Here is an 18,500-nt window from a genome sequence, read left to right as displayed (position 1 = left end):
AGCGGTAACCGCGAACCGGGCCCCCGGGTCACCGCCGGCCCCCCGAACGGCCCGAGCGGGCCGGGGAAGTCCGTCCGTGCCGGGACAGGCCGACGGGCCCGGACAGCGGGCCCGGGCCCGTACGGGCGGACAGGTGGGCAGGAGGGCAGGTGGGCAGGGGAGGCGGACGGACGCTGGACTACAGCCCGCTGCCCAGCCCCAGGTCCGCCGTCGGCGCCCCCTGCAGCACCGGCGTGAGCACGCCGGCCTGGGGGAGCTTGAGGTCGGGCAGGCCGAAGTGGTCGGCGTCGGGCGGGGTGAGCGGCGCGTCCACGGCCAGGCCGGGGCCGAGGGTGCGCAGGTCGGAGGCGGGGGCGTCGACGCCGGCGTGGTCGAAGTCGTCGCCGAGGACCTGCGGCAGCGGGGCACGCGCGTCCAGGCCCGGCAGTCCGGCGCTGACGGGGAGCCGCGGGACCACCCGCTCCGGGAGGAGCCGGCCCTCCACGTACCGGGGGCCGTCGGGTGCGCCCGGCTTCGGCACGGGCACCTGTCCGGTGACCTCGGGCAGCTCCACGTGGAGGGACTTCTCGACGCCGCCCAGCGGCAGGGGGACGGGGACCGTGCCCACCGCGGCGGCGGGGGTCGCGGCGGCGGCGCCGGCCGCGGCCGCCATGAGTGCTGCGGCGAGGGTTCCTCGGGTGGTCGACTTCATCGCGAGTACGGACCCTTTCGGAGTTCAAGCGGGCTGTGTGCGTGCGTAGCGAGTAACGAGCAGGAAAACGTCACCAGTTCACAATTCCCCCGGCCGCACCAATGCTCCGATCGTCCGGATCGTCGGCTGCTGTGGAAATCCCACGATCGGATCCCGGGCGGCCCGGGCTCCCTGGGCCCTCGGGGGCCTCGGGGGCCTCGGGGCCTCGGGGGCCTCGGGGGAGATCCGTCCCGACCGACCGAGGGCCGGTCCCGGGGACCGGCCCTGCGTACGGGAGGAACCTGCTCCGCCCTACAGCGGCAGCCCGCCCAGCAGCGGGTTGTGCGCGTTGAGCGCGTCGGTCGCGCTGTTCACGGTGCTCAGCGCGGAGTCCTTGTTCTCGGTGTCCAGCGCGTCCGACTGGTGGCGCACCGGCATCAGGTCGATCGGGCCCTTGGTGAGCGTGTTCCAGGCGCCGTTGATGCTGGTGGGCGTGAGCTCGGCGGTGTCGTAGGCGAACGCGGGCGTGGCGGCGCCGGCGAGGGCGACGGTTCCGGCGACGACGGCGGCAGCCTTCAGGGACTTCATCGGGTTCCTTTCATCGGCGACTGGGCTCGACGGCGGCCCGGCGCCACGGCGCGCCCCGTCACCGGGGAATCACCGGGAAAGGGCCGGGGACACCAGGAAAGTCGCCAGGGAAATGTCTGACGCCGTGTCTAACGATGTCCCGTGTCAGCGGAAACCCCGTACGCAGAAAATTTCTGCACCCCGGCCGGACTTTTCCCCGGCGAGAAACACCGGGCGACCGGGGTGCATCGACGGAACCGGCACCAGCGTCGCCTAGGTCGCGGGTACCACGGGCGTGGACGGCTGGGAGACGGCGGCCGCCGCGGCGGGCGACAGCGGAGCGGCGGGGACCTGGGCGACGGCGGGGGTCTCCGGCGCGGCGGGCGTCTCCGGCAGCGCGGGGATGTCGGGGAGCGCGGGCAGCGCGGGGGTGACCGGGGCGTCGGGGGTCGCCGGCAGGTCGGGCAGGGACGGCAGTGCGGCCAGGTCGGCGGCCGGGAGCCCGCTGCCGAGCAGCGTCGCGGTGACCAGGTTGACCAGGCGGGAGATCAGGCCCGTGGCCGCGGGGACGACGTCGGTGACGTTGCCGGAGGTGACCGCCGTCAGCAGGACGTCGATCTGCTTCTGCAGGTCGGCGAGGGCCTCGTCGGTGAGGTCGGCGGCCCTCTTGCCGTGGGCGGCCGCCCGGTCGTGGGCGTTCTTGCCGAGCGGGAACGGCAGGGTGGTGTACGGCAGTTCGTCCGCCGAGGACGACGACGGGGCCACGGAGGGCGCCGACGGTGTGGACGAGGTGGCCGACGCGGCCGCGTTCGTCGCCGTGATCCGGGCGATCACGTCCTTGATCGCGTCGCCCAGCTTGGTCGCCTGGGCGGAGGTGAGCTGACCGCTGTCGGATTTCAGGGCGTCGGCGAGCAGGTCGGTGACCGGGGTGAGTACGGTCCCGAGGTCGCCGAGGCTCTTGACCTGGGCGAGCAGCTCGTCCGCGCCGGGGACGGGCGCGTGGGCCGCCGCGGGGGCGTGCTCACGGGCCGTGCCGACCGCGGCGGCGGCCGGGCCGGCGATCCCGATCACGAGGGCGGCGCAGAGCGCGGTGGACGCGACGTGCCGGACGGGCAGGCGGCGCATGGTGTTCCTTTCGCAGGTGGGCAGGGCCTGAGCCCACCGTGGAAGGGGTGGTCACCCTTCGCAACCGGCGCGTACGGTCAGTGACCGCCGTTCGGGCGAATCACCGCTGGTGGCGCGGGGGTGCGGCCCCTCACCCGGGGGCCCTCGGCGGCACCCCCGTACGGGGCCCTCCGCCGCACCCCCGTCCGGAGCAGCACTCACGGCCCGCCGCGAACCCGGGACCGCCCCCGCACGAGCGAGCGGCCGCCCTCCTGGCGGAAGGGCGGCCGCTCGACCACGAACGCGTCGTGACCGACGTCAGTCGTTGACGCAGGTGTTGCCGAACGCCGGGTTCAGCAGGCCGATGATGTCGATGGTGTTGCCGCAGACGTTCACCGGGATGTGGATCGGAACCTGGATGGCGTTGCCGGACAGGACGCCCGGGGAGCCGGCGGCCACGGCGCCCGCGCCCGCATCGGCGGCGGCGATGCCGGAGGCGCCGGCGACGGCCGCGGCGGCAACAGAGGTCAGGACCAGGCCCTTCGCGATACGCGACATGGAGAGGTGCTCCTTGGGGGTTTTGACACAGACGAACACCCGGGCGGGGATGCCCGGCGCTGTGTCAACGCGTGGACGCGCCGGGAGTTGTGCCGCCAAAGGAGTGATCCGCCGTCCGGGGGGTTGCCCTCCCACCGCCCGCTCCCCCGCACCGCCCGGCCCGGTCCGCACACGTCGCGCACGTCCGGCACACCGTTCCGACACAGATGCCTGAAATGACCGGATTAATCCGGACAAGGGCTAGAGTTGCGGCCGATCCGACGCACCCCTGTGTGCCGGCGGAACCCACCCCGCCGGTTGCGGTCGCACTGCGCGGGGGCTTCTTCCGAAAGGGCATCGCCGGTCATGCGCCTCCTCCCCGGTCCCCTGCTGCGCCGCGCGACGGCGGGGGCGCTCGCCCTCGCCGCGTTCTGGGCCCCCACCGGCGCCCGGGCCGCCGTTCCCCCGCCCCCCGCACCCGCGCCCCCCGCCGCCGAGGCCCAGCGCCTGCCGTTCACCGTGCGCCACCGCGCCACCCAGCACGGCGGGTTCGTCCGCGCGGCCAACACCGCGATCAGCTGCCGCACGGCCGACGCGGGCTGCGCCGACGTACGGGCCGGACGGGCGGGCGCCAACGACGACTTCGACATGTCCTACGTCGACGTCGACGACGACCCGAACACCTACAACTCCTCCCGCGCCGAGCTCCGCCTGCCGCCCGGCTCCCAGGTGACGTACGCGCGGCTGTACTGGGGCGGCAACCTGCGCGTGGGCGAGCAGAAGCCCGCCACCGACACCGGGCGGGTGCTGGTCGCCGAGCCGGGCGGCCGGTACAAGGCGGTCCGCGCGGACACGGTCGTCGGCCACCGCGTCGGCGACGACGCCGACGCCTTCCAGGCCTCCGCCGACGTCACCGGTCTGGTCCGCGACAGCGGCTCGGGGCTGTACACGGTCGCCCAGGTCGACGTGGCCAAGGGCCGCTCGGCCGCGGGCGCGTGGGGCGGCTGGACGCTGGTGGCCGCGTACGAGAACCCCGCCGAGCCGGTGCGCCACCTGACCCTGTGGGACGGCTTCGACACGCTCGCGCGGGGTCTGCGGGTCCGACTGGACGGGCGGCCCGTCGCGGCGGGGGCGCGCGGGCGGGTGGGGCTCGTGGCGTACGACGGCGACCGCGGCCGTACGGGGGATTCGCTCACGTTCTCGAACGGTCACCCGGACCGGGCCCCGCTGTCGGACGCGGCCAATCCGGGGGACGACGTACTGAACTCCACGATCAGCGAGCCGGGGGAGGCTCCGGCGGCGCGTGTCCCGGCGTACGCGCACACCCTCGGCTACGACTCCGACGTGTTCGATCTCAGGCCCGGATCGCCGCGCGGCGGTGACCAGGCGGCGCTACGGCTCGTTGCCCACCGGGACGCGGCGTGGGCCGGCGCACTCTTCGTCGCCGTCGACGCCCGGAAGTGACCAGGCGCGGTTCCGCCCGTCCCGAGCGCCACCGCCCGAGCGAGGAAGACGCGCCATGCACGAGTCAGAACCCGGGGTCCGGGTCCTGCACCTGACCCAGCCGGTGGACGGCGGGGTCGCCCGTGTCGTGACGGACCTGGTGCGGGCGCAGCTCGCCGCCGGGCTGCGCGTCGCGGTGGCCTGCCCCGGCGGCCCGCTCGCCGGGGACCTGACGGCCCTGGGCGCGGACGTGCGGCGGTGGGAGGCGACGCGGGCGCCGGGTCCCGCCCTGTGGGGCGAGGTGCGCCGCCTCGCGCGCGTGGTCGACGAGGTGCGGCCCGACCTGGTGCACGCGCACAGCGCCAAAGCCGGGCTGGCCGGGCGGCTCGCGGTGCGCGGGCGGATCCCCACCGTGTTCCAGCCGCACGCCTGGTCGTTCGAGGCGGTCGCCGGCACGACGGCGGCCCTCGCGCGTGCGTGGGAGCGGTTCGGGGCGCGCTGGACCCACCGGCTGGTGTGCGTGAGCGAGGCGGAACGCACGACCGGACTGCGGGCCGGGATCGCCGCCGCGGAGACCGTGGTCGTCCCCAACGGCATCGACCCCGGCCGCTTCCGCCCCGCCCCGGCCGCCGGCGTGCGCGCGGCGCTGCTGCCGGAGCTCGCCCCGGACGCCCCGCTGGTGGTGTGCGTGGGGCGGCTGTGCCGGCAGAAGGGCCAGGACGTGCTGCTCGACGCCTGGGAGCAGGTGGTGCGCCGGGTGCCCGACGTCCGGCTGGTCCTGGTCGGCGACGGACCCGACGGCGACGCGCTGCGCGCCCGGGCGCCCGGCTCGGTGCGGTTCGCGGGGGCGGTCGCCGACCCCGTGCCCTGGTACCAGGCCGCCGACCTGGTGGTCCTGCCGTCGCGCTGGGAGGGCATGGCGCTCGCCCCGCTGGAGGCGATGGCGTGCGGCCGGCCGGTGGTGGCGACCGACGTGGACGGCGCCCGCGAGAGCCTGCCCGCCGACCTCGCCGCCCCCTGCCTGGTGCTCCCCGAACGGACGGCGGAACTGGCCGGGGCCGTCGCCGGGCTGCTGCTCGACGCGCCGCTGCGCGCCTCGCTCGGCTCGCGGGGGCGCCGTCACGTCCTGTCCACGCACGACGTGCGGCACACGGCCGAACGGGTCGCGGAGGTGTACCGCGACCTCCTCGGCCCCGGGCCGGCGCCGCACACCGTACCCACCGAGTGCAGGGAGTACATCCCCTCGTGACTGCGGAAAGTACCGTCCCCTCCCCCGGCGCACAGCCCGGACGCGCGTCCGTGTCGGTCATCCCGCGGCGCGCGAGCGGCGCGGGTTTCCCGTTCCCGGTCCGGCGCCCCCCGACGCGCCCCGCCTCCCCGCTGCCGCTGCTGCTGGCCGACGGCGCGGCCGCCCTCGCGGGCGGCGCCCTCGCGCTCGCGGAGGCGCCGCGCCACCCCGACCTGGTCGCCGTGCTGCTGGCGGCCACCCTGCTGCTGCGGGTCCGGCGCGCCCGGCCCGTCAGCGGGGTGCTGGACGAACTGCCCACCGTCTGCGGCCGGATCGCGGTGGCCTGGCTCGCGCTGGGCACGCTCGTCGCGGCGTACGCGCCGGCCCACGCCCTGTCCGCGCGCACCCTGCTGCTGGGCTGCGCCGCGCAGGCGGTGACGGCCCTCGCGGGCCGTTGCCTGGTCCACTCGGTCCGCCGCCGGGCGCTGCTGCGCCGCCCCCGTGCCGCGCTCGTCGTCGGCCCCGCCGCCACCGCCCAGCGTGTCGCCGCGGCGGTGCTGCGCCACCCGCGGTGCGGGGTGCGGCCGGTGGGCATCGTCGCCGACCACCCGGACGGTGGCGGCGGGCTGCCCGTGCTGACGACGGGTGAGGAGGTGCAGCGCGCGCTCATCCAGAACGCGGTGAGCGAGGTGCTGTGCGTGCACCCCTCCGCGCGCACGGCGCAGGGCCCGCTGCTGCGGGCGCTCGCCGGGTCGGGCTGCACGGTCTGGGAGGTCGACGCGGACAGCCCGTCGTACGCCGCCCCCGACCGGCTCGCCGGGTTCCCCCGCCGCCGGCTGGACCTCGGGCCGCGCGAGCGGGACGACCTCGGCAAGCGGCTGCTGGACGTCGCCGTGTCCGGGACCCTGCTGCTGGCGGTCGGCCCGCTGCTGCTGGTGTGCGCGGTGGTGCTGCGGCTCACCGACGGGCCGGGGGTGGTGTTCCGGCAGGAGCGCATCGGCAAGGACGGGCGCCCGTTCACGCTGCTGAAGTTCCGCACCCACCGCCCGGTCGACGAGCACGAGTCGGCGACCCGCTGGAGCGTGGCCGGCGAGCAGCGGATGAGCCCCTTCTGCCGCTTCCTGCGCCAGACCTCGCTCGACGAGCTGCTCCAGCTGTGGAACGTGCTGCGGGGCGACATGAGCCTGGTCGGACCGCGCCCCGAACGGCCCTACTTCGTGGACCGGTTCAGCCAGACCTACCCGGGCTACGCGGCCCGCCACCGGATGCGCACCGGCATCACCGGGCTCGCCCAGGTCCACGGGCTGCGCGGCGACACCTCGATCGAGGACCGGGCCCGCTTCGACAACGCCTACATCGACAACTGGTCGCTGTGGCAGGACGTCTGCATCCTGCTGCGCACCGCGGCCGCCCTGGTGCGGCCCACCGGGAGCTGACACCGATGGCCCTCGCCCTGCCGCTGAAGTCGCCCCGGCCCTGGCCGCCGGTACTGCCCGTGGTGGCCGTGATCGCGCTGGTCGCGCTGCCCGTCGCCCCCGGCGGCGAGGGCGGCGCGGGCCCGGCGGACGCGCTCTCCGCGCTCGCCGTGCTGTACTGCGCCGTCCGGCTGCTGCGGCGGCGCAGGCGCCCGCTGTCCCGCCGGGCCGCGGTGGTGCTGGGCCTCCCGGTGGCCGGGCTGACCCTGGCGGCGCTGGGCGCGTCCTCGCCGGGCGAGGGCCTGGCCGGGCTCGGCCGCTACCTCCAGGTCTTCGTGCTGGTACCCGCGGCCGTGCTGCTGCTGGTCCGCGACCGCTCCGACTTCCGGCTGCTGGCCTGGTCGTTCGTGGGGCTCGCCGGCTGGCAGGGCGCGGTCGGCGTGCACCAGTACGTCACCCGCACCGGCGCCTCCTACCAGGGCGAGGACCTCCGCGCGGTCGGCACCTTCGGACCGCAGGACGTGATGGGCATGGCCACGGTCGTGTCGTTCGGCCTGGTCTGCGCGGTCGGACTGGCGCTCGGCCGCGCCGACGTACGGCAGCGGCTGGTCGCGACCGCCTGCGCGGGCGCCCTGCTGCTGCCCCTGGCGGTGTCCTTCAGCCGGGGCGCCTGGATCGCGACCGCGGTGACCTGTGCGGCCCAGCTGGTGCTGGCGGGGCTGCGGCGGGCGCTGACCGTGGCCGCGGTGGTGGCCGCGCTGGGCGTGATCCTGGTCGGCGGGCTGGGCGTCGGCTCGGCGATGCTCCAGGAGCGGATCAGCAGCATCACCCAGGTCACCGACGCCCCCGACCAGTCGGTCACCGACCGGTACACGATGTGGGCGGCCGCGGCCGGGATGTGGCGCGAGCACCCGCTGACCGGCGTCGGCCTGAAGGGCTTCCCCGAACACCGGGACGCGCACGCCTCGCTGGCCCTGTCCTCGGGCAGCGACACCGCGGGCGCGGGCTCCGGCTTCGTACGGCAGCCGCTGCTGTCCCCGCACGACATGTACCTCCTCGTCCTCGCCGAGCAGGGCCTGATCGGGCTGCTGGCCCTCGCGGGCGGCTGGCTGGCCCTGCTGGTGTGCGCGCTCGGCCGGCTGCGCCGCGCGCACCGCTCCCGCGCGCCGGGCCTGGACTGTGCGCTGGTCGCCTGCGGGCTGCTCGTGTGGCAGCTGACCGACTTCGTGTACGCCGACATCGGCGGCCCCTCGACCGTGCTGACCGCCGTCTGCCTGGGGCTCGTCGCCTGGTGGGCGCTGGCCGAGCCGGACGGCCCGCCCGCACCGGCCGCCGCCGGCCGGCCGGCCACCGGGGCCCAGGGCGATCCGGAGGCCGTCGCGCGATGACGGTGACGCCCTCCCGGACACCCCCGGCGGACGGACCCGCGCCCGTGCCGCCGGTGCGGCCGTCCGCCGCCTCGTCACCCGGGGCGCCGGGCCTGCCCGCCGAGCCGTCCCCCGGTGGACCCGAACTCGCCGCCCCCTCGCGGGGCTTCCTCGCGCGGGCCGCGCTCGTCACGGCCGGGCTGTCGCTCGCCGGGTCGCTGCTCGGGCTGGTGCGGGACCAGGCGCTGGCCCGGCTGTTCGGGGCGGGCAGCGACACCGACGCCTTCCTGGTGGCGTGGACCGTGCCGGAGTTCGCCGCCACCCTGCTGATCGAGGACGGGCTGGCGTTCGCGCTGATCCCGGCCTTCAGCGCCGCCCTGTCCCGGCGGGCCCGGGGCGCCGGCGGGGACCCGGTGCGGGCCCTGGTCGCGGGCACGCTGCCCCGGCTGTCGCTGGCCTTCGTGGCCGTCGGCGCGCTGCTGGTGGCGACCGCGCCCCCACTCGTGGACGTCCTCGCGCCGGGGCTGCCCGACCCGGGCCTCGCCGTGGACTGCACCCGGCTCACCGCCACCTGTGTGGTCAGCTTCGGCCTCGCCGGGTACTGCTCCGCCGCCCTGCGCGCCCACCGGAGGTTCGTGGCACCGGCGGCGATCTACGTGGCGTACAACGCCGGGATCATCACCGGGATGCTCGTCCTCGGTGGCCGGTGGGGGGTGCGCGCGGCGGCGGCCGGGGTGGCGGTGGGCGGTTGCCTGATGGTCGTCGTACAACTGCCGTCGCTGCTGCGGCAGCTGGGGCGGCGCAGCGGGCAGCGGGCGGGCGCGCCCGCCGAGGAGCCGCGTCCGCTCGACACCGCGCTGGTGGCGAGCGTGCTGTTGTTCGCGCTGTGCCGCCAGTCGCAGGTGCTGGTCGAGCGGTTCCTCGCCTCGCAGCTGCCCGCCGGGGCCATCTCGCACCTCAACTACGCGCAGAAGGTCGCGCAGATGCCGATGATCCTGTCGCTGATGCTGTGCACGGTCACCTTCCCGGTGGTCGCGCGCGCCCTCGCCGACGGGGACACCGAACGGGCCCGCGGCCGGGTGGAGCGGGACGTGGCCCTGGCCGCCTGCGTGGTGCTGCTGGGCGCGGCCACGGTCATCGCGTGCGCCCCGCAGATGATCGAGGTGCTGTTCCAGCGCGGCGCGTTCACTGCCCGGGACACCGCCGCGACGGCCGGGGTGATGCGGGTGTACGCGCTCGGGCTGCTCGGCCAGACGCTGGTGGGGGCGCTCACCCGCTCCTACTTCTCGGCGGGCCGCGCCACCTGGTACCCAGTCGGCGCGATGGGCGTCGGGATCGCCGTGACCTGCCTGGCCGGCGCGCTGACCGTGGGGCCCTGGGGCGTGTACGGGATCGCCGCCGCCAACGCGGCCGGCATCACCGCCACCGCGCTGGTCCTGCTGACCGGCACCAAGAGCGCGGGCCGGCACGGCCGTCCGCGGGCCGTACCGGTCCGGGTCCGCGCCCTGCTGCGCGCGCTGTCCCGGCCGGTCCTCGCGGCCGTGGCCGCCACGCTCGCCGGGGCGCTCGTCGCGGGCCGCCCCGGCGACCCGCTCACCGGCCTGGCGGCGGGGGCGCTCACCGTGACCGCCGTCTTCGTGGCGCTCGGCCGGGCGCTGGGCGCCCAGGGCGTCGACACCGCACTGAGTTCCGTCCGTTCCGCGTTCCGGAGGCTGCCGCATGTCCGTTCCCGCTGACACCGCACGACGCCCGGCGCAGACGCCCGGCCCGGTCCCCTGGGTGGCGATGTACCACTCGGTGGGCGACCGCACCCACGACCCCTACCGGGTGACGGTCACACCCGAGCGGCTGGACCGGCAGCTGGCGTGGCTGCGCGGCCGGGGCCTGCGCGGGGTGTCCATGGCCGAACTCCTCGCCGCCCGCGCCCGGGGCGACGGCCACGGCCTGGTCGGGCTGACCTTCGACGACGGGTACGCCGACTTCCTCACCGGCGCGCTGCCCCTGCTCGCCCGCCACGGCTGCACCGCGACCCTGTTCGTGCTGCCCGGCCGGCTCGGCGGGGAGAACGCCTGGGACCGGCCCGGCCCGTGCAAGCCGCTGCTGAGTGCCGACGGCATCCGCGCGGCGGCCGACGCGGGCACCGAGATCGGCTCGCACGGGCTCACCCACCTCGACCTCACCCGCGTCGACGACGCCACCCTCGCGGCGGAGACCGCCGGCAGCCGCGCCGCGCTGCGCGACCTGCTCGGCACCGAGCCCGCGGGCTTCTGCTACCCGTACGGGACCGTCGACCACCGCGTCGTCGAGGCCGTGCGCGCCGCCGGGTACGCGTACGCGTGCGCCATCGACCCGGGCCCGCTGACCGGCCCGCACGCCCTGCCTCGGCTGCACGTCGGGGAGCGCGACACGGCCGTGCGGCTGTTCCTGAAGTACCGGCTGCACCGGCTGCGCCGGCGTCCCGTGGCGGCGCAGCCGTGAAGGCGCTGCACGTCATCACCGGGCTCGGGGTGGGCGGCGCCGAGCAGCAACTGCGGCTGCTGCTGCGGCACCTGCCCGTCGACTGCGACGTGGTGACGCTCACCCACCCGGGCGCGGTGGCCGACGGGCTGGCCGCCGACGGCGTCGCCGTCACCCACCTCGGCATGGCGGGCAACCGCGACCTGGCCGCCCTGCCCCGGCTGGCCCGGCTGGTGCGCTCCGGCCGGTACGACCTCGTGCACACCCACCTGTACCGGGCCTGTCTGTACGGCCGGCTGGCCGCGCGGCTCGCCGGGGTGCGGGCGGTCGTGGCCACCGAGCACTCCCTCGGCGACTCCCAGATGGAGGGGCGCCCGCTGACCCGGGGCGTGCGGGCGCTGTACCTGGCCGGCGAGCGGCTGGGCCGGGCCACGGTCGCCGTCTCGCCGACGGTCGCCGCACGGCTCACGCGCTGGGGCGTGCCCGCCTCGCGCGTCGAGGTCGTGCCCAACGGCATCGACCTGGCCCGCTTCCGCTTCGACCCGGCGGCCCGGGAGCGGACCCGGCAGCGGCTCGGGCTGCCCCCGGGCGCCTTCGTCGTGGGCGGGATCGGCCGCCTGGCCGCGGGCAAGCGCTTCGACGTCCTGGTGCGCGCCCTGGCCCGGCTGCCCGAGGACCACTGGCTGGTGCTGGTCGGCGGCGGACCCGAGGAAAACGTGCTGCGGCGCACCGCCCATGACGCCCGGGTCGCCGACCGGGTGCTGTTCACCGGCGAGCGGCCCGGCCTGCCCGACGGCGGCCCGGGCCCCGACCTGCCGTCCCTCGTCTCGGCGATGGACCTGCTCGCCTCGCCGTCCCCCGAGGAGGCGTTCGGCCTCGCGGTGGTGGAGGGGCTCGCGGCCGGACTGCCCGTGCTGTTCGCCTCCTGCCCCGCCGTGGAGGACCTGCCCCCGCAGGCCGCGCCCGGCGCGCGGCGCGTCACCGGCGGCCCCGACGCGTTCGCCCGGGCCGTCGCCGAGGCCCGCGCCCGGGGCCCCCGCCCGCGCGAGGCCCCCGAGGCGGCCCGGCACTACGACATCACCCGCAGCGCGGCCCGGCTGACGGAGGTGTACACGGCGGTCGTCGAGGGCCGCCCGCTCCCGTCCGCGGCCGGTCGGCCCCCCACGGCCCCCGTGACCCCCGCGTCCCCCGCCTCCCACACGTCCCCGGCCCCGTCACCATCCCCCTCCTCGTCGCTGTCCCCTTCCTCGTCACTGTCCCCGTCACTGCCCCCGTCCCCGTCACCCCAGGGAGTCAGTTCGTCATGACCGAGAACACCACCCGGCAGCACGGCCGGTCCCGTCGGCTCGCGCGGGTCAGGACGCTCCCGCCGTGGTCGCTGCTCGCGGCGGGCGTCGTCACGGGCGGTCTGCTCGGCGCCGCGTACGGCGCGCTGCACCCGCCCGTCTACACGGCCACGGCCTACGTCGTCGCCGTCCCCACCGAGAAGTCCGACCCGGCGTCCGCGCTGGGCTTCGCGCAGGCCTACGGACGGGTCGCCACCCAGCTCGCGGTGCTCGGCGACGCCCAGGTGTGGGCCGGGGTGCCGGCGGCGACGCTCCAGCGCGACGTGCAGACCGCGACCTCGCCGGACGCGCCGATGGTCGCCGTCACCGCGAACGCCGACCGGGCGGACGTGGCCGCCGACATGGCCAACGCCGTCTCGCGCGCCCTGACCCAGTACGCGTCCCACAGCCAGGGGGCCACCAACGTCCGGCTCCAGCAGTTCGCCCGGGCCGTCGAGCCGTCCGGGCCGTCGTCCGCGTCGCCCGCGGTGACCGGCCTGGTCGGCGCGAGCGCGGGCGGACTGCTGGGCGGCCTGGTGCTGCTGGTCCGGCCGAAGCGGGCGCGCGAGGAGGAGCCCGGCCGCCCGGCCGCCGTACCGGGACCGGCCGTGGCCGCCGACGCGCACGGGGCACTGTGAACGCGGCGCTGACGGGCACGTTCCCGGGCACCGCCCGCCCGGCGCGCCGCTCGGGGACGGTGTGCGAACTGCTCACCGACGAGGCCGCGTTCGCCGACCTCGCGCCCGCCTGGGGACGGCTGTACCGGCGCTGCCCCACGGCCACGCCGTTCCAGCACCACGCCTGGCTGCACGCCTGGTGGCGCTCGTACGGCACGCCCGGGCGGCTGCGGCTGCTGGTGGTGCGCGACGGCGGCGACCTGCTGGCCGCGGCCCCGCTGACGGCCGTGCGCCGTCCGCTGCCCGCGCTGGTGCCGCTCGGCGGGGCCGTCTCCGACTACGCGGACGTGCTGGTCGACGACGAGCGCGGCGAGGAAGCCGTCGCCGCGCTCACCGACGGGCTGGCCGCCGCCGCCCGCACCGCGCTCGTCGACTTCCGCGAGGTCCGCCCCGGCGGCGCGGTCGAGCGGGTCTACGCGCGCTGGCGCGGGCCCCGGCACCGGGTGGACGACTCGGTGTGCCTGGAGCTGCCCGCGGTGCCGATGGAGGAGCTGCTGGCGCGGCTGCCGTCGGCGAAGGCCCAGCGGGTGCGCGCCAAGCTGCGCAAGCTGGCCGCGCTGGGCGTGGAGCGCCGTCCGGTCGGCCCGCGGGAGGTGGACCGGGCCCTGGGCCGGCTCCTGGAGCTGCACGCGCTGCAGTGGCAGGGGCGGAAGGTGACGGGCGAGCACCTGCGGCCCCGGTTCCGTGCGCACCTGGTGCGCGCGGCGGGGGCGATGGTGCGCTCCGGGGACGCGGTGGTCACCGAGTTCCTGCTGGAGGGCGAGGTGGTGGCCGTCGACCTGACCCTGCTGTCGCCGCGCCTGGCCGGGGGCTACCTGTACGGCGCCCACCCCCGGCTGCGCGAGCGCAAGGCCGACGTGGCGGTGATGCTGCTGGACGCCTGCACCGAGCACACCCGCGACGGCGGCCACGACACGCTGAGCCTGCTGCGCGGCGACGAGCCGTACAAGCACCACTGGCGGCCCGAGACGGTCGTCAGCCAGCGGCTGCTGATGGCCCGTCGGCGCACCGCCCCGCTGCTGCAGGCGGCGCTGTGCGACGCGGCGGCGCGACAGCGGGGCAAGGAGGTGGTGCGCCGGTGGGAGGCGCGCGGGCGGGCGAAGGAGCACACCGGTGGCGGCAGGCCCTGAGCCGGGCCCGCCGCCACCCGCGGCCCGGTCAGTGCCGGCGGGAGTACCAGTCGAGGCGGACGCACAGCTTGCCGCCGAGCCAGTACTCGACCCAGTCGCCGAGGTCCAGCGGCGAGCAGCGGGCGGGCGCCGCGGACGGCGACGGCTGGGGCACCGGCTGTCCGGCGGGCTGCGGCGTCACGGGCTGTGGCGTCGCGGGCTGCGCGCTCGCGCTCGGTGCGGGCGTGGACGGCAGCAGGGTGGGGACGGCGGGGCGGCCGGAGAGGACGGCGCGGTAGACCTCCGACGCCTCCGGGTTCTGCCGGCACTGCCAGACGCCGTGCGGGCAGTAGTCGGTCAGCGTGTTGTACAGCGGTTTGTGCGCGTCCATCCAGGCGAGCATGCCCCGCATGTAGGTGGCGTTGTCGCCGTTGCGGAAAAGGCCCCATTCGGGATAGGAGATGGCCTTGCCGTGCTTCTCGGCGAATTCCACGTGTTCCTGGAGGCCGTACGGTTCCTTCACCTGTTGGTCGAAGGTGAGGCCGCTCGGCTGGTCGTAGGAGTCCATTCCCACGATGTCGACCGTGTCGTCCCCCGGGTAGCACTGCGGCCACGGAACGGCGTCCCGGCCGCGGCTCGGCGCGAAGTCGAACTTGAACCGCTGGCCGGGCACGGACCGCATGGCGGTGACGATCCTGTTCCAGTACGTCTTCCAGGCCTCGGGGTCGGGGCCGCAGCGATGGGTGTACGTGATGCCGTTCATCTCCCAGCCGAGCACCAGCACCGTGTCCGGCACGTCCAGCTCGACCAGCCGTTCGGCGAGGGCCTTGAAGTGCTGATCGAACTCGCCGTCGGCGCCCCGGCGCAGCAGGCGGCGCACCTCGGCGTCGGACACGCCGTCCTCGTTGCGCTCCATCATCGGCACGTTGAGGACGAGCATCCGGTCGGCCTTCTCGCGGCGCCAGTGCGCCCAGACGTCCAGGAAGCCGGGCCGGCCCTCGATGTTGCTCCACCGGTCGCCCGGCAGGTAGGTGTGCCCGACGCGCAGCTCGGCGCCGCCGAGCCAGGTGCTGAGCTGGGCCATCCGCGCGACGCCGAGGGGGCCGTAGTCGAGGTAGGCGCCGAAGGCGGGGCGCTGCGGCGGCGCCGGGGTCGGCCCGGGCCCGGCGGACGTCCCGGGCGCCGGGGTGACGGCCGGGGGCACGGGGGCCGGGGTCACGGGCGCCGGGAGTTGCGGGACGGGGTTCTGCGGGGCCGGTGTCTCCGGGACCGGGGCCAGGAGGACCGGGGCCTGCGGGGCCGGGGCCTGCGGGACCGGGGCCTGCGGGGCCGGAGTCTGTGCGGTGGCGGGCGGGGCCGGGACGGCCGGGGTGGGAGCGGGCGGGTCGGCGACCCGCGTCACCCCCGCGCCCGCGGCGAATCCAGGTCCGCACGCCAGGGCTGCCGACGCGACGAGCGCCGCCGCCACGACGGTCAGCCGCCGCGAGCGGACGCCGCGCTGCTGTGGGGTCATGCCTGCTCCTTCCTCACGCCGCATTACTGACGGCCAGTCACATGAAAGTCACACGAAAAGGAAGTACGCCACCGCCGTTACGGCATTCGAGTGTTCCGCTCGGCCGCTCCGGTGAACCGACCGAAGGAAATTGGTACGTGTCCCTGCTCGACACCCGCGTCCCCGCCGTACTGCTGCGGATCGACCGGAACCCCTTTCACCACGGAACGCTGGGTGCCGTGCGCTCGCTCGGCAGAGCCGACGTCGACGTGCACCTGGTCGCGGACGTGACGGGAAGTCCCGTGCGCGCCTCCCGGTTCGTGCGCCAGCTGCATCCCCCGCCGCCGCCCGGCGCCGGCCTCGATGAGGTCGCTGCCACACTGCTGCGGGTGGCCGCGCGGGTCGAACGGCCCGCCGTGCTGATCCCGATGGACGACGCGGGCGCGGTCGCGGTCAGCAGGCTGCGCGCGCGGCTGGCGCCCGCCTTCCTGCTGCCGCAGCAGCCGGGCGACCTGCCCGAGCGGGTCGCCGACAAGGCGGAGTTGGCGGGGCTGTGCGCGGCGGCGGACGTGCCGCACCCGACGACCGTCGTCCCCGACAGCCCCGCCCAGGCCGCTGCGGCCGCCTGGCGGCTGGGGCTGCCGGTGGTCGCCAAGTGGAGCCGCCCCTGGCTGCTGCCGGCCGGTGCGGGACTGCGCAGCACGCTGGTGGTGCGCAGCCCGCGGGAGGCGCGCGAGCTGTACGCGCGCGGTGCCGAGGCGGGCAGCCGGCTGCTGCTCCAGGAGTTCCTGCCGCCGGGCGCCGACCGCGACTGGTTCTTCCACGGGTACGCCGACCGTCACGGCGCGGTGCGCGCGGGCGGCCCCGGGCGCAAGCTGCTGGCCTGGCCGCGCGCGGCGGGGCTGACGGCGGCCGGCACCTGGGCGCCCAACCCTCAGGTGCAGGCGCTGGCCGAGCGGCTCGCCGACGGCCTGGGCTACCGGGGCATCTTCGACCTGGACTTCCGCCGCTGCGGCACGACCGGCCGCTACCACCTGCTCGACTTCAACCCCCGGCCCGGCGCCCAGTTCCGGCTGTTCACCGACACGGCCGGGCTGGACGTCGTCCGCGCCCAGCACCTCGACCTGACGCACCGTCCCCTGCCGGACGGACGGCCGCTGCCCGGCCGGCTGTTCGTGGTGGAGAACTACGCCCCGCTCACCGCGCTGCGGCCCGCCCCGGCCGGCCGCGAGCTGGCCTGGGGCGCCCGCGACGACACCGCGCCCGGGCGGGCGATGTGGGGGCTGTGGGGCCGGCACGTCGGCGGCCGGCTGCTGGCGCGGCTGCGCCGCCGGACCGCCGCCGCCGCGCGCTCCGGAGGAACTCCCCGGGTGGTACGGCAGACGGCACCACCCGGCCCCGGGGCCGCGACCGGGCCGAGCGACGACGAGAAGGCGGGCCGACGCTGATGCACGACCTCCTGGTGGTGGGCGCCGGCCCGTACGGCCTGTCCATCGCGTCCCACGCCGCGGCCGCCGGGCTGGACCCGCGGGTGTTCGGGCGGCCCATGGCGTCCTGGCGGGACCACATGCCCCGGGGCATGTTCCTGAAGTCCGAGCCGTGGGCGTCCGACCTCTCCGACCCGGCCGGCCGGCTGCGGCTGGAGAGCTACTGCGCCGAGCGGGGCATGACGGCCCGTCACGGGACGCCGATCCCGGTGGAGACGTTCGCGGCGTACGGGCAGTGGTTCGCCCGCCACGCCGTCCCGGCGGTCGACGAGCGCACGATCACCCGGGTCACGGCCCGGCCCGGCGGCTTCGAGGCGGTCACGGAGGACGGCGAGCGGGTGGCCGCCCGCGCGGTGGTGCTCGCGGTCGGCGTGCTGCCGTTCGTGGAGGTCCCGCCGGTCCTGCGCACCCTGGACCCCGCCCTGGTGTCGCACAGCAGCCACCACAGCGCCCTGGACCGCTTCCGCGGCCGGGACGTCACGGTGGTCGGCGGCGGCCAGGCGGCCCTGGAGACGGCGGCGCTGCTGGCCGAACAGGGCACCCGGGTACGGGTCCTGGCCCGCGCGGACCGGCTGCGCTGGAACGACGTCCCGCCGCCCCTGGACCGCCCCCGCACCCGCTCCCTGCGCTCCCCGCACAGCGGGCTGGGCTGCGGCTGGCGCAACTGGTTCTACGCCGAACGGCAGGGCCTGTACCGCCGCCTGCCCGGGGCCACCCGGTCCCGGATCGCGGCCACGGCCCTGGGACCGGCGGGCGCGTGGTGGATCCGCGAGCGCGTCGAGGGCGCCGTCGAGGTGCTGACGGCCCACCGGGTCACCGGGGCACGGCCGGTGCCGGGTGGCGTCCGCCCGGAGCTGGACACCCCGGGCGCGGGCCGCTCGCCCTGGTACCTGGAGACCGAGCACGTCATCGCCGCCACGGGCTTCCGGGCGACCCTCGACCGACTGGCCCTGCTGTCACCCGACCTGCGCGCCGACCTGGCCACCACGGCGGACGGCGCCCCGGTGGTGGGCCACACGTTCGAGACCACCCGGCCCGGCCTGTTCCTGGCGGGTCTGATCACCGCCCCGGCCTTCGGGCCGTCCATGCGCTTCATTTATGGCGCCACGTTCACGGCGCGGACCCTGCTGCGAGGCGTACGGCGCCATCTGCGCGGCTCCCCGCCGGGCGGCCTGGCCCACGTCCCGGCGGGCCGGGACCTGCGGGAGGGCGTGGGGGTGGCCGGGCCCGGGTGAAGCGGGCCGGCCGGCGGGGAACGGCGGGCGGGGTGCCGGGCGCGGGGCGTCCGGCACCCCGTGGGTCAGCGGCGGGACGCCGCGCGGCCGCGCCGGTACAGCAGGGCGCCCGAGGTGATCAGCGCCGCGCTGAACCCGGAGGCGGCCAGCAGCCCTTCGGCCCCGGTGTGGGGCAGCGTGGGCGGCTGCTCCTGCGGCCCGCCGGGCGGGGTGTGGTCACCGCCACCGGGCGGGGTGGTCTCGCCGCCGCCGGGGGGAGGCGTGTGGTCCCCACCGCCGGGAGGAGGCGTGTGGTCGCCACCGCCGGGCGGGGTCTCCTGGCAGTCCTCGTCGGGCGGGGTGTGGCCGCCGGTCGAGCCGTAGCCGGAGTCGTCGGAGCCGTAGCCC

The 18,500-nt window shown here is 76.9% G+C and carries 17 protein-coding genes; 11 read left to right on the top strand and 6 right to left on the bottom strand.

From position 1 onward, the window contains the following. Positions 1-178 precede the first annotated feature (178 nt). The 4 genes from AQJ30_RS21285 to AQJ30_RS21270 all read right to left on the bottom strand — a co-directional run bounded on the left by AQJ30_RS21285 (position 179) and on the right by AQJ30_RS21270 (position 2,899). A complete protein-coding gene (locus AQJ30_RS21285; RefSeq protein WP_067236415.1) occupies positions 179-691 on the bottom strand; it encodes a hypothetical protein in 513 nt (170 codons plus the stop codon). Positions 692-982: 291 nt separating this feature from the next. Beyond that, a complete protein-coding gene (locus AQJ30_RS21280) occupies positions 983-1,258 on the bottom strand; it encodes a hypothetical protein (protein ID WP_067236413.1) in 276 nt (91 codons plus the stop codon). A gap of 252 nt (positions 1,259-1,510) precedes the next feature. Continuing rightward, positions 1,511-2,362 carry a hypothetical protein gene (locus AQJ30_RS39440; RefSeq protein ID WP_067236411.1) on the bottom strand — a complete coding sequence of 284 codons (852 nt, stop codon included), beginning with the start codon at positions 2,360-2,362 and terminating at the stop codon, positions 1,511-1,513. Between the two features lie 297 nt (positions 2,363-2,659). After that, positions 2,660-2,899, bottom strand: coding sequence for a chaplin (locus tag AQJ30_RS21270; protein ID WP_067236408.1), 240 nt, complete (start codon positions 2,897-2,899; stop codon positions 2,660-2,662). 345 nt (positions 2,900-3,244) lie between these two features. On the opposite strand from AQJ30_RS21270, the gene AQJ30_RS21265 reads away from it, so the two are divergent. The 9 genes from AQJ30_RS21265 to AQJ30_RS21225 are packed head-to-tail and all read left to right on the top strand — an operon-like array spanning position 3,245 to position 13,920. Then, positions 3,245-4,342: a DUF3344 domain-containing protein gene (locus AQJ30_RS21265; RefSeq protein ID WP_067236406.1), complete on the top strand. Its 1,098-nt coding sequence runs from the start codon at positions 3,245-3,247 to the stop codon at positions 4,340-4,342. Positions 4,343-4,397: 55 nt separating this feature from the next. Further along, entirely contained in the window at positions 4,398-5,570 is a 1,173-nt protein-coding gene (locus tag AQJ30_RS21260) for a glycosyltransferase (protein WP_067236404.1), read from the top strand. After that, positions 5,567-6,985 (top strand): exopolysaccharide biosynthesis polyprenyl glycosylphosphotransferase, encoded by a 1,419-nt coding sequence (locus tag AQJ30_RS21255; protein ID WP_067236401.1) that lies wholly within the window; start codon positions 5,567-5,569, stop codon positions 6,983-6,985. Before AQJ30_RS21260 ends, AQJ30_RS21255 begins: the two co-directional genes overlap by 4 nt. A gap of 5 nt (positions 6,986-6,990) precedes the next feature. Further along, a complete protein-coding gene (locus AQJ30_RS21250) occupies positions 6,991-8,352 on the top strand; it encodes an O-antigen ligase family protein (RefSeq protein ID WP_067236399.1) in 1,362 nt (453 codons plus the stop codon). Then, on the top strand, positions 8,349-10,067 hold the full coding sequence (locus tag AQJ30_RS21245) for a lipid II flippase MurJ (RefSeq protein WP_067236397.1): 1,719 nt from the start codon (positions 8,349-8,351) through the stop codon (positions 10,065-10,067). Before AQJ30_RS21250 ends, AQJ30_RS21245 begins: the two co-directional genes overlap by 4 nt. Then, the gene (locus AQJ30_RS21240) at positions 10,051-10,809 is read left to right on the top strand and encodes a polysaccharide deacetylase family protein (RefSeq protein WP_067236394.1); all 759 of its coding nucleotides are present in this window, start codon (positions 10,051-10,053) and stop codon (positions 10,807-10,809) included. Before AQJ30_RS21245 ends, AQJ30_RS21240 begins: the two co-directional genes overlap by 17 nt. Next, entirely contained in the window at positions 10,806-12,095 is a 1,290-nt protein-coding gene (locus tag AQJ30_RS21235) for a glycosyltransferase (RefSeq protein WP_079084175.1), read from the top strand. Before AQJ30_RS21240 ends, AQJ30_RS21235 begins: the two co-directional genes overlap by 4 nt. Continuing rightward, positions 12,092-12,751: a YveK family protein gene (locus AQJ30_RS21230; protein WP_067236392.1), complete on the top strand. Its 660-nt coding sequence runs from the start codon at positions 12,092-12,094 to the stop codon at positions 12,749-12,751. The genes AQJ30_RS21235 and AQJ30_RS21230 overlap by 4 nt, the downstream gene beginning before the upstream one ends. Before the next feature lie 8 nt (positions 12,752-12,759). Continuing rightward, positions 12,760-13,920 (top strand): GNAT family N-acetyltransferase, encoded by a 1,161-nt coding sequence (locus tag AQJ30_RS21225; RefSeq protein ID WP_067236601.1) that lies wholly within the window; start codon positions 12,760-12,762, stop codon positions 13,918-13,920. A 28-nt stretch (positions 13,921-13,948) separates the two neighbouring features. Here the strand turns inward: AQJ30_RS21225 and AQJ30_RS21220 are convergent, their stop codons facing one another. Further along, on the bottom strand, positions 13,949-15,412 hold the full coding sequence (locus AQJ30_RS21220) for a glycoside hydrolase family 26 protein (RefSeq protein ID WP_067236390.1): 1,464 nt from the start codon (positions 15,410-15,412) through the stop codon (positions 13,949-13,951). Between the two features lie 137 nt (positions 15,413-15,549). Here AQJ30_RS21220 and AQJ30_RS21215 point away from each other — a divergent pair, with 137 nt between their 5' ends. Both AQJ30_RS21215 and AQJ30_RS21210 read left to right on the top strand, forming a co-directional pair. Further along, entirely contained in the window at positions 15,550-16,839 is a 1,290-nt protein-coding gene (locus AQJ30_RS21215) for a carboxylate--amine ligase (protein ID WP_067236388.1), read from the top strand. Continuing rightward, positions 16,839-18,113 (top strand): FAD-dependent oxidoreductase, encoded by a 1,275-nt coding sequence (locus tag AQJ30_RS21210; RefSeq protein ID WP_067236384.1) that lies wholly within the window; start codon positions 16,839-16,841, stop codon positions 18,111-18,113. Before AQJ30_RS21215 ends, AQJ30_RS21210 begins: the two co-directional genes overlap by 1 nt. 65 nt (positions 18,114-18,178) lie before the next feature. Here AQJ30_RS21210 and AQJ30_RS39435 read toward each other — a convergent pair. Beyond that, on the bottom strand, positions 18,179-18,500 hold a 322-nt coding region (locus tag AQJ30_RS39435), incomplete at its 5' end, for an LPXTG cell wall anchor domain-containing protein (RefSeq protein ID WP_245727002.1).

Origin of the sequence: Streptomyces longwoodensis (genome assembly GCF_001514125.1) — a bacterium.
GTDB lineage: Bacteria > Actinomycetota > Actinomycetes > Streptomycetales > Streptomycetaceae > Streptomyces > Streptomyces longwoodensis.
This window is presented reverse-complemented; position numbering and strand designations above follow the sequence as displayed.

Bases quoted from the DNA above. Each gene is read 5' to 3' on its own strand.
- AQJ30_RS21280 (WP_067236413.1), bottom strand. From the start codon at position 1,258: ATGAAGTCCCTGAAGGCTGCCGCCGTCGTCGCCGGAACCGTCGCCCTC.
- AQJ30_RS21265 (WP_067236406.1), top strand. From the start codon at position 3,245: ATGCGCCTCCTCCCCGGTCCCCTGCTGCGCCGCGCGACGGCGGGGGCG.
- AQJ30_RS21245 (WP_067236397.1), top strand. From the start codon at position 8,349: ATGACGGTGACGCCCTCCCGGACACCCCCGGCGGACGGACCCGCGCCC.
- AQJ30_RS39440 (WP_067236411.1), bottom strand. From the start codon at position 2,362: ATGCGCCGCCTGCCCGTCCGGCACGTCGCGTCCACCGCGCTCTGCGCC.
- AQJ30_RS21240 (WP_067236394.1), top strand. From the start codon at position 10,051: ATGTCCGTTCCCGCTGACACCGCACGACGCCCGGCGCAGACGCCCGGC.
- AQJ30_RS21260 (WP_067236404.1), top strand. From the start codon at position 4,398: ATGCACGAGTCAGAACCCGGGGTCCGGGTCCTGCACCTGACCCAGCCG.
- AQJ30_RS21210 (WP_067236384.1), top strand. From the start codon at position 16,839: ATGCACGACCTCCTGGTGGTGGGCGCCGGCCCGTACGGCCTGTCCATC.
- AQJ30_RS21220 (WP_067236390.1), bottom strand. From the start codon at position 15,412: ATGACCCCACAGCAGCGCGGCGTCCGCTCGCGGCGGCTGACCGTCGTG.
- AQJ30_RS21250 (WP_067236399.1), top strand. From the start codon at position 6,991: ATGGCCCTCGCCCTGCCGCTGAAGTCGCCCCGGCCCTGGCCGCCGGTA.
- AQJ30_RS21285 (WP_067236415.1), bottom strand. From the start codon at position 691: ATGAAGTCGACCACCCGAGGAACCCTCGCCGCAGCACTCATGGCGGCC.
- AQJ30_RS21270 (WP_067236408.1), bottom strand. From the start codon at position 2,899: ATGTCGCGTATCGCGAAGGGCCTGGTCCTGACCTCTGTTGCCGCCGCG.
- AQJ30_RS21230 (WP_067236392.1), top strand. From the start codon at position 12,092: ATGACCGAGAACACCACCCGGCAGCACGGCCGGTCCCGTCGGCTCGCG.